This is a genomic window from Kitasatospora sp. NPDC057518 (assembly GCF_042802075.1).
Lineage (GTDB): Bacteria > Actinomycetota > Actinomycetes > Streptomycetales > Streptomycetaceae > Kitasatospora.
Map to the genome: position 1 here is coordinate 1 of NZ_JBHVEU010000416.1, position 7,926 is coordinate 7,926.

Consider the following 7,926-nt stretch of genomic DNA (forward strand, 5'->3'; position numbering starts at 1 on the left):
CCGCCGGTGAAGTCACCGCCCTCGTGCTGGTCCTGGTAGCCGTGGCCACCGTCCATCATCGGCGCGGCCGCGTAGGCCGGGGAGCTCATCATCGAGCCGAGCATGGTGCCGACCAGCAGGCCCGGCAGCAGGCCGCCGCCACCGAAGCCGCCGAAGTAGCCGCCCGCCCAGGGCGCGTACGCCGGGCCGGCGTTCCAGTACGGCTGCGGGCCGTGCTCGGTGTCGACGGTGCGGATCGCCGGGTCGAGGCCGGCCGCGAGCCGGTCCGCGTCGGCCTGGCAGACCGGGACGGTGCGCGCGGCGCCGCCGGCCGGAGTCCAGTCCACGTCCTTGACGGACGGGCCGTGCCGCGGGTCCATGAAGCACGGGGGACGGCGCTCGGGCAGCGGCTTCTTCTCCCGCCGGGCGGCCAGGGTGGCCAGCGAGAAGCGGCCGTCCTCGATCGCCTCGGTGACCTGCTTGACGTCCTCGGGCTTCTTCGCCTCGTCCATCAGCCGCTTGGACTTCTCGTACGAGTCCAGGGCGTGGCTGTAGTCGGTGCGCTGGGCGTCGTCCGCGTCGGCCGCGGCCGGGCTGAAGTCGAGCCGCTCCAGCTCCACGCCGAAGGCGGTGATGTCCTCGTCCACCACCCGGCGCAGCTGCTCCAGCTCGGCCCGGGCCTGCGCCTCCTTGCGCTGCTTGGCGCGGCGGAACAGGAGGAAGACGCCGGCGCCGGCCAGCGCGACCAGCACCACCGGGATGACCACCCAGGCGATCGAGGTGCTGTGGTTGACCCCGGTGCCCTTGGTCTGCGGGGCGGCCTGGTCGACGAAGTCGTTCAGGGTGGCGTCGATGTCGCCGTTGTGGGAGCGGAAGGCCGCGCCGGAGATCCGCTCCGGGACGCCGGCGGCGAGCGCGCCGCGGTCGGCGCGGGCGGTGAACTGGTCGCCGCGCCAGACCGCGTAGACGCCGTCGACGCCGACCGTGGTGCGGAGGTCCTTGAAGACCGTCGCCTTGGCGAAGGCCGGCGAGTCGGGGACGACCGCGACGAAGATCGGCTTGTCGGCCTTGTCGATCTTCTTGGTCAGGGCGTCGGCCTGGGCCTGGCTGAAGCGGCTGGTCATGGCCGGGTCGACGTAGACCTGGCCCTTCTTCAGGGCGGCGGTGGCGTCGCTCAGGCCGCCGGCCGCCGAGGCCGCGGGTGCCAGCAGGAGCAGCAGCCCGAGCAGCGCCGCCACCAGGGCTAGCGGCCCGGCGCCCCGGGAACGTCGTGCAAGGGTTCTCATGCCCCCGACGCTACCGTGACCGGCCCCTGAGCACGCCATACCCTTCGCATACTGGTACTGACAAGACTCCCCGCCGACCGCCGGGGCCGCCCCCTCCTCGGGGATGATGTTTCCCCCGGTCACCCCTGAGTCGGGGCCCGCGCGGGAACCGCGGGAGGCCGCCGGACGTACGTCCCGGCAGGCCCGGCCCCGTTCCGGGGCACTCCGGGGGGCGTGCCGACCGTACCGTGCGGGCGGGCATAGTGGTCCCGGACCACCGGTCCCATTGCCCTTTCTTTACCCAGACCGTTCTCGACCCACCTCCCGATCGGAGTTCTCGGTGATCATCGGCCTCGTCACCGCCGTGGCGGCATCCGCCTGCTACGGCACCGGCTCGGTCCTCCAGGCTGTCGGATCCCGCCGCTCCGCCCGGGAGGAGGCGGCCAAGGGCGCCACCAGCTCGACCACCGAGCACGGCGGCCCGAGCCTGTCCTCGACCGCGAAGGCCGCCGTCACCTGGGAGTTCATCCTCGGCACGGTGCTCGACCTGATCGGCTTCGGGCTCGGCGCGCTGGCCGCCCGGCTGCTGCCGCTGTTCCTCTCCCAGACCATCATCAGCGCCAACCTGGTGATCACCGCGGTGCTCAGCATCAAGCTGCTGGGCATCCGGCTCAAGCAGCTGGAGTGGGCCTCGATCGCCGTGCTCTGCTCGGCGCTGGTGCTGCTGGCCGTCTCGGCCGGGCCGGAGGGCGGCCACCACACCGCGATGGCCTTCCACTGGTGGCTGCTGATCGTCACCACCGTGCTGCTGGTCGGCGGCAGCCTGCTGGTGCGGCGGATGGGCGCCAACGGCGCGATCGTCGCCGGCCTGCTCTCCGGCCTCGGCTTCGGCGCCCTGGGCGTCGGGGTGCGCATCCTCAACGGCATCGAGCCGTTCGCGCTCGGCGAGCTGCTCTCCGACCCGGCGCTGTACGCGGTCCTGGTCGGCGGCATCGGCGGCATGTACATCCACACCGTGGCGCTCCAGATCGGCTCGGTGAACGGCGCGACCGCCGCGCTGGTGGTCGGCGAGACGGTGCTGCCCGGCGCGGTCGGCGTGCTCTGGCTCGGCGACTCCTCCAAGGCCGGCCTGGGCTGGCTCGGCGTGATCGGCTTCCTGCTGGCGGTGGTCGCCGCGGTCGGGGTCGCCTACTTCGGCCAGGACACCCACGGCACATCCGGGGAACCGGCCACCGACGAACCCGAACTCGCCCGGAAGTAGCCCGCCTCAGCCCTCGCTGCGGGCGCGCGGCACGCGCTGGCAGCGGGGGCAGAAGTAGCTGGAGCGGTTCATCCAGGCCGCCCGCCGGATCGGGGTGCCGCAGCGGCGGCAGGGCTCCTGCTCGCGGCCGTAGGCGTCGAGGTCCCGGGAGAAGTAGCCGCTCTCGCCGTTCACGTTGACGTAGAGGCTGTCGAAGCTGGTGCCGCCGACGGCGAGCGCCGCGCTCATCACGTCCCGGGCGTTGGCCAGCAGCAGCAGGGCCTGCGGGCGGGTGAGCGTCGCGGTCGGGCGGTCGTAGTGCAGCCTGGAGCGCCACAGCGCCTCGTCGGCGTAGATGTTGCCGACGCCGCTGATCAGGGTCTGGTCGAGCAGGGCGCGCTTGACGGTGGTCCGCTTGGCGCGCAGCGCGGCCACGAAGGCGGCGTCGTCGAAGCGCGCGTCGAGCGGGTCGCGGGCGATGTGCGCGATCGAGACCGGGGTGCCCTCCGGGTCCCCGTCCTCGGCCTCCTCGACCGCCAGGCCGCCGAAGGTCCGCTGGTCGACGAAGCGCAGTTCGCGCCCGCCGTCGGCGAAGCGCAGCCGGACCCGCAGGTGGGTCTCGTCGGGTACGGACGGGTCCTGGACGAGGAGTTGGCCGCTCATCCCGAGGTGGCCGATCAGCGAGAACCCCGCCCCGGTGCCGGCCAGCGGCACCCACAGGTACTTGCCGCGCCGCTGCGCGGTGCCGAGGGTGGTGCCGGTCAGCCGGGCGGTGAAGTCCGCCGCGCCGGCCGGCTGGCGGCGCACCGCGCGCGGGTGCAGCACCTGGACGTCGGCGACCGTCCGTCCGGCCACCCAGGTGGCCAGACCACGGCGGACGACCTCGACCTCGGGAAGTTCGGGCACGGGAACACGCCTCCTGCTCGGTACGGATCAGCAGGAGTGAAGGCTACTGCGGGATCACGCGCCGGCGGGCAGCCGGTCGGCGTACTTCTCCTTGATCGCGCGCCAGGCGCTCTCGGCGGCCTTCTGCTCGGCTTCCTTCTTCGAGCGGCCGACGCCGCTGCCGAAGTCCTCGCCGGCCACCCGGGCCGCCGCGGTGAAGGTCTTCTCGTGGTCCGGACCGGACTCCATGACCACGTACTCCGGCACTCCGATGCCCACCGAGGCGGTGAGCTCCTGGAGGCTGGTCTTCCAGTCCAGGCCGGCGCCGAGCTGAGAGGACTCCTCGATCAGCGGGTCGAACAGCCGGTGGACGAACTCGGTGGCCGCGTCCAGTCCCTGGTCCAGGTAGATGGCGCCGATCACGGCCTCGACGGTGTCGGCGAGGATCGACGACTTGTCGCGGCCGCCGGTACCCTCCTCGCCCTTGCCGAGGCGGATGAACGTGCCGAGCTCCAGGCCGCGGCCGACGTCCGCGAGCGCGCGGGAGTTGACCACCGCTGCGCGCAGCTTGGCGAGCGTGCCCTCCGGGACGTCCGGGTGGACGCGGTAGAGGGTGTCGGTCACCACGAGGCCCAGCACCGAGTCGCCGAGGAACTCCAGGCGCTCGTTGGTGGGCAGCCCACCGTTCTCGTACGCGTACGAGCGGTGGGTCAGGGCACGTACCAGAAGGGCGCGCTCGAGCGTGTACCCGAGGCGCCCTTCCAGAACGTCGTATTCGGTCGAAGCCGGCCCGCCGGCCTTGCCGCCGCCCGAAGAGGAACCCTTCGGGGCGATGGTCGCCTTGCGGGTGGAGTTACCGTCCGACATCGATCCGTACACCCCGCCGATCAGACCGAGAGGACCTGGCGACGGTTGTACGTGCCGCAGCTCGGGCACGCGATGTGGCCCAGCTTCGGCTCGTGGCAGCGGTCGCACGCCACGAGGGCCGGAACAACGGCCTTCCAGTTGGACCGACGGTGGCGCGTGTTGCTGCGCGACATCTTCCGCTTCGGAACAGCCACGGCTACTTCTCCTGGTTCTCGGCGAGACCCTCACGGGTGTCGCTGTTCTTAGATCCGTCACCCTCGTCGCCGGGGGCGGCGGAGAGTCCCTGCAGAGCCGCCCACCGGGGGTCGGCGGCATCGTGGTGGTGCGCCGGGTCGTCGCTCAGGCGCGCTCCGCATTCGGAGCACAGGCCCAGGCAGTCTTCCTGGCACACCGGCTGCAGCGGCAGTGCGAGCACCACCGCGTCACGCAGCACCGGCCGGAGGTCGAAGAAGTCGCCCTCCAGACGGTAAGTCTCTTCTTCCGAGTCCTCGTCGAGGTCCTCGGTCCCGGTGGTCCGGGCGCGGTGGCGCTCGTCGGACTCCGGGTAGTAGTACAGCTCCTGGAAGTCCACGTCGATGTCGAACTCGACGGGCTCCAGGCAGCGGACGCACTCGCCCTCGACGCCCGCCTCGGCCGTGCCGGTGACCAGCACGCCCTCGACCACGGACTCCAGGCGGAGGTCCAGCTCGATCGGGCTCTTCTCCGGCACGCCGATCACGTCGATGATCCCGAAGCCCTCGGGGGCCTCCAGGGTCCGGCTCACCTTGCGCATCGAGCCCGGGCGACGACCGAGCTCGTGCGTGTCGAACACGAGGGGGTCGCGGTGGTCGAGGCGGTTCACGGTGTCCTGACTTCCATGGGGGGTTCTTCGATTGCGTCTCCGTCCGGTCGGCGTTGCGCGGGCAAGCCGACAGCCGGACATGGAGAGGCCGGAGTGGTCAGACTACCGGAGTCTCCCGTCAGGCCCAACTTCGGTCCCGTCAGGAGACTCCCGCACCGTCGCGGCGGGGCCGGTTCAGCGGCCGCCGAGCTCCCGCAGCCTGGTCATGTCGATCATGCTGGTGTCGAAGAAGCTGGTCTCGTCCAGACCCTGGCCCTGGGCCTGTCCGTGGCCCTGCGCCTGTCCGTGGCCCTGGGCCTGCCCGTGCCCCTGCTGCTGGTGCGGCACGGCCGGCGGGAGGGCGGGCTGCTGGGGGTAGGCGTAGTCGTCGTACGGCTGCGCGGCGTAGCCCGGCTGCTGCTGGGGATAGCCGTAGCCCTCCTGCCGCTGGTCCGGGTAGCCCTGCTGCTGGTAGCCGCCCTGCTGCTGGCCCCACTGGGTGTTGTACGGGTCCCCCTGGCCGGCCGGGTCGTAGCCGCCGCCGTACACCTCGGCGTACTGCCCGCCGGGCTGCTGGGCCGCCGCGTACTGGTCGGTGCCGGGGGCCTGCCAGCCGGCCGCGGCCGGGGTCTGCTCCGGCCAGGTCTGCTGCTGCGGGACGTCCTCGCGGTACCAGGCGATGTCCCCGCCGTCGGGGTCGTGGGCGAAGCCCGCCGCCACGGCCTCGGCGCGCTCCTTGGCCTCCTGGGCCTGGTCGGCGGCGGCCAGGTAGGCGCCCAGCTCGTCGATGGGCCGCTTGCCGAGCAGCTTGTCCCGGCCCTTGCCGACCGCCTCCAGGGTGGCGCCGAGCACGTTCTCCAGGGTGGCGAGCTTCACATCGACGTACTCGTCGACCTCGGGGCTCGGGCTGATCCGCTGCGGGCGGAACTCCTCGCCGTCGCTCTCGCCCTCGGGCTCGGCCTCGAAGACGCTGGAGTCGCCGCGCAGCTTGGTGCGGCCGCGGCCGACGGCGCCGAGCGTCTTGGTCAGCACGACCTCGAAGTTGGCGAGCTTGCTGTCCACGTAGTCGTCGGCCTCGGCCAGCTTGGCGTCGACCTCGGCACGCGCCTCGGCGAGGATCCGGTCGGCCTGCGCCTGGGCCTGGCGGACCACCTCGGTGTCGGAGATCAGCGAGCCGCGCTCGGCGTGCGCGCCCTGGATGATCAGGTCCGCCTCGGCCTGGGCGCCGGCCACCACCTGCTCGTGGTCGGCCATCACCGACTGGGCCTGGGCGAGTTCGGCGGGCAGGGCCGACCTGAGGTCGTTGAGCAGGCCGATCAGCTCGGCCCGGTTCACCACGCAGGAGGCCGACATCGGCATCGAGCGGGCGTTCTCGACCGCCGCCACGATCTCGTCGACCTTGTTCTGCACGTCCACGGGGCTTCGTCTTTCCGTGTGCCGCCGACGGTCCGGCGGAGGCAGGCCCGACGCGGTGAACCTCACCGCGGGGCAGGGATACAGACTGTACGGCCACTGCCCAGCGGGGTCACAACGCCTGAGCCGAACCGGTCTCCGGGCAAACGGACATGACGTGACGAACCGGCAGGAACCGACAGGCAGTGGACTACTGCGCCGCCTTGCGCTCCGCGATCCGCTCGACCAGCCGGCCGTGCACCGTCTCCGGCAGCAGGTGCGAGACGTCGCCCCCGTACGAGGCGACCTCCTTGACCAGCGTCGAGGAGAGGAAGCTGTACGTCGGCGAGGTCGGCACGAACAGCGTCTCCACCCCGGTCAGCCCGTGGTTCATCTGGGCCATCTGGAGCTCGTAGTCGAAGTCGCTGACCGCGCGCAGGCCCTTGATGATCGCGGGGATGCCGCGCTCCCGGCAGTAGTCCACCAGCAGGCCGTGGTGCGACTCGACCACCACGTTCCCGAAGCCGGCGGTGACCTCCTCGATCAGGCCGATCCGCTCCTCGACGGTGAACATGCCCTGCTTGTTCCGGTTGATCAGGACCGCGACATGCACCACGTCGTACAGCTTCGAGGCCCGCTCGATGATGTCGAGGTGGCCGTTGGTGATCGGGTCGAACGAACCGGGACAGACGGCTCGGCGCATGGCGTGTGTGCTCCCTCGTGGGGTGACGGCTGCTGCGGGCCGCGGCCCGCTACTCCTGCTCGCCGGCCGCGGCGGCGGCGCGACCGTACCAGAGCGTGCCCTCGCCGTAACGGCGGGAGCGCAGCTCCTCGAAACCCTCGGGCCAGACGAACCCGCCGCCGCGGGTGCTGCGCTCCACGGTGACGAGCGCGTCCTCCGCGAGCCAGCCCCCGGCCAGGAGTGTGATCAGCATCTCGCGGACCTCCTCGTCGGTGACCGCGTACGGCGGGTCGAGGAAGACCAGGTCGTACGGGCTCTGCGGGGGCGGGCCGACGATCACCTTCTCCGCCTTGGCGGCCCGCACCTCGGCCCCCGGCAGGCCGATCGTCCGGACGTTCTCCCGGATCACCCGGGCCGCCTGGGCGTCCGCCTCGACCAGCAGGACGTGCTCGGCGCCGCGGGACAGCGCCTCCAGCCCGACCGCGCCGGATCCGCCGAACAGGTCCAGCATCCGGACCCCGTGCAGGGTGCCGCGCAGCGCCTCCAGGGTGGAGAACATCGCCTCACGGGCCTTGTCGGAGGTCGGGCGGGTGCCCCGGCCGGGCGGTACGGCCAGCCGGCGGCCGCCGGCCGCCCCGGCGATCACGCGGGTCATGGTGGTGGGAGGTCCTTTCGTCGCTGCCCGACCACGCTATCCCGATCACCGCACCGCGCTCACGCCGGACGGGCCCTGTGCCCGCGCCGGACGGGCGCGCGCCCACGCCGGACGGCCGCGGCCCGGCGGGGAATCCCCCAC

9 protein-coding genes are annotated in these 7,926 nt (G+C 72.4%); 1 reads left to right on the top strand and 8 read right to left on the bottom strand.

The features are described 5' to 3' along the window. The coding region (locus ACFU7Z_RS31610; RefSeq protein WP_380781254.1) for a hypothetical protein at positions 1–1,265 on the bottom strand (1,265 nt) is incomplete at its 3' end. Between the two features lie 319 nt (positions 1,266–1,584). On the opposite strand from ACFU7Z_RS31610, the gene ACFU7Z_RS31615 reads away from it, so the two are divergent. Then, entirely contained in the window at positions 1,585–2,505 is a 921-nt protein-coding gene (locus tag ACFU7Z_RS31615; RefSeq protein ID WP_380781256.1) for a hypothetical protein, read from the top strand. 6 nt (positions 2,506–2,511) lie between these two features. Here the strand turns inward: ACFU7Z_RS31615 and mutM are convergent, their stop codons facing one another. The 7 genes from mutM to rsmD all read right to left on the bottom strand — a co-directional run bounded on the left by mutM (position 2,512) and on the right by rsmD (position 7,785). Then, positions 2,512–3,390: a bifunctional DNA-formamidopyrimidine glycosylase/DNA-(apurinic or apyrimidinic site) lyase gene (gene mutM, locus ACFU7Z_RS31620; RefSeq protein ID WP_049653390.1), complete on the bottom strand. Its 879-nt coding sequence runs from the start codon at positions 3,388–3,390 to the stop codon at positions 2,512–2,514. A 54-nt stretch (positions 3,391–3,444) separates the two neighbouring features. After that, entirely contained in the window at positions 3,445–4,236 is a 792-nt protein-coding gene (gene rnc, locus ACFU7Z_RS31625; protein WP_049653387.1) for a ribonuclease III, read from the bottom strand. Positions 4,237–4,256: 20 nt separating this feature from the next. Next, entirely contained in the window at positions 4,257–4,430 is a 174-nt protein-coding gene (gene rpmF / locus ACFU7Z_RS31630; RefSeq protein ID WP_030056747.1) for a 50S ribosomal protein L32, read from the bottom strand. A 2-nt stretch (positions 4,431–4,432) separates the two neighbouring features. Next, positions 4,433–5,077, bottom strand: a complete 645-nt coding sequence (locus tag ACFU7Z_RS31635) for a DUF177 domain-containing protein (protein ID WP_049653386.1) — start codon at positions 5,075–5,077, stop codon at positions 4,433–4,435. A 174-nt stretch (positions 5,078–5,251) separates the two neighbouring features. Further along, complete coding sequence (locus ACFU7Z_RS31640; protein ID WP_049653383.1) at positions 5,252–6,472, bottom strand: ATP synthase F0 subunit B; 1,221 nt, start codon at positions 6,470–6,472, stop codon at positions 5,252–5,254. Between the two features lie 187 nt (positions 6,473–6,659). Continuing rightward, positions 6,660–7,151 (bottom strand): pantetheine-phosphate adenylyltransferase, encoded by a 492-nt coding sequence (coaD, locus tag ACFU7Z_RS31645; RefSeq protein ID WP_049653382.1) that lies wholly within the window; start codon positions 7,149–7,151, stop codon positions 6,660–6,662. A 49-nt stretch (positions 7,152–7,200) separates the two neighbouring features. After that, on the bottom strand, positions 7,201–7,785 hold the full coding sequence (rsmD, locus tag ACFU7Z_RS31650) for a 16S rRNA (guanine(966)-N(2))-methyltransferase RsmD (RefSeq protein WP_380781258.1): 585 nt from the start codon (positions 7,783–7,785) through the stop codon (positions 7,201–7,203). Positions 7,786–7,926 lie beyond the last annotated feature (141 nt).